Genomic DNA, 1,537 nt, shown 5'->3' on the forward strand with positions numbered 1-1,537 from the left:
GGATCAGCCCTCTGTCGAGCACGCCTGCATAGAACCAGTCTGGCAGGATCATCTCGATGCCGGTCGCGCGACCATGGTCGTCGGATGTCTCCCGCCATTCGTTGATCCAGGAGAAACGGTGACGGCTACGTTGGTGCTGTTGCCGGATTGACGTCGCAACGGTGGTGGATTGCAGCCGGTCCAGCGCTGCGCGCAGCCGCTCATAATGGTCCTTGCCGGTCCCCCGTCCGATGAAGGTCAGGATTTCGTGCGGTCGAGCCGCAATAAGGCGCGACGTGGGTCTTCCTGCATCGCGGGCCTCGACGAGCTGGCTGGCTGCCCAGATGAGGATATCGGCGTCCCAAATTGTTGCCATGCCATGCTCCGGCACGGCCTCGACCGAAATCCACGTCGCTCCCATCGTGAAATCGATAGGTGTGCAGCGCCGTGTCTTGGCGAGGCTGAAGAAGGGCCATGCCATGAGATCCTGCGCATCCCGTGCGGCGATTTCACCTGGAGCCGAGCGGAACAGCTCAAGCTGCGCTGTAGTGCCCGAAGCTCGCATCAGCGGCGCACCGGCCGGGCGGACAGACAGATGCCTTTTCCAGGGTCCGACGTCGAATTCCGGCGTCCATTCTGTGCCCAGGCGTCCAGATCGGTAATGGCATAGACGATCCGGCGCCCCAGCTTGTGAAAGGCTGGCCCTGTGCCGTAGCACCGATGCTTTTCCAGGGTGCGCGCGGAAAGCCCAAGGTGAACGGCTGCGTCGGGCGTTCGGACGTAGCGCGGAACGACGGGTACAAATTCTCCATCCATGATGATCCTCCTGTGAAGTGCCGGACACACGGGGGTGGACCGGCGAGCAGGAGGCGAGAGATCGGATTTTCAGAGGATTGGGTGAACGGACATACCGAGACTGTCTGGAATGTCCCGATCAGATGCCGTTCAACAGGCGACGGTAGCCGCCGTCGCGTGCTGCGAGCGCTTGACGGTGCCAGCGGGCAATCCGCTTGCGTTCGCTTGAGCCATCCCATTCAGCTGCCGAGTAGTGGCGCGCATCGCGGGCAATCAGGTCAACGGCGAGTTCACGTGCGCTGACACCTTCAGGCAATGCATCGAGCAGCCTCAACCATTGTACCAAGCGCCAGCGTTCGGATGGCCCGGGGTCGAGAGAAACTGGTCGCTGCCGCAGCCGACCAAGATGAATATGTTCATGGAAGGCCGACACTGCGGCCCGGCGCAGTTCCCAGAAGGTATCCGCAGGCAACATATAGGTGAGCGGGTCAGTATCCGATGCTTCTGTTGGGATGGTTAGTCGATAGCGTCGTCCGCCCAACGTCAGCACCTGATGTGACGCTTGATCGGTGATATGGCAGGCGATCACTGTCGCACTTTTGCCAATGGTAAGCTTGTTGAAGCTGCCAGTCGTGGCTGGTTCCGGTTGCAGCCGGATGATGGTAGCGGAGGTGGAAGGGGCCCAGATGGCGGGGCTGTGCGTGGCGGTATGTTCATGGTCGGCCGCGAAAGACCAACCCCCAGTGCTTGGCCAGACGTTTGC

At 61.4% G+C, this 1,537-nt stretch carries 3 protein-coding genes; all 3 read right to left on the reverse strand.

Annotated elements, in window-relative coordinates:
- The coding region (locus AC2VNK_RS09535) for a replication initiator protein A (protein WP_486883580.1) at positions 1-544 on the reverse strand (544 nt) is incomplete at its 3' end.
- Complete coding sequence (locus AC2VNK_RS09540) at positions 544-795, reverse strand: helix-turn-helix transcriptional regulator (RefSeq protein ID WP_017183691.1); 252 nt, start codon at positions 793-795, stop codon at positions 544-546. The genes AC2VNK_RS09535 and AC2VNK_RS09540, both read right to left, overlap by 1 nt.
- 118 nt (positions 796-913) lie before the next feature.
- The coding region (locus AC2VNK_RS09545) for a DUF2285 domain-containing protein (RefSeq protein ID WP_486883581.1) at positions 914-1,537 on the reverse strand (624 nt) is incomplete at its 5' end.

The organism is Acidithiobacillus sp. TH-A35, assembly GCF_057473505.1.

Excerpts from the sequence above, each read along its gene's own strand:
- AC2VNK_RS09540 (WP_017183691.1), bottom strand. The coding sequence starts at position 795 with ATGGATGGAGAATTTGTACCCGTCGTTCCGCGCTACGTCCGAACGCCC.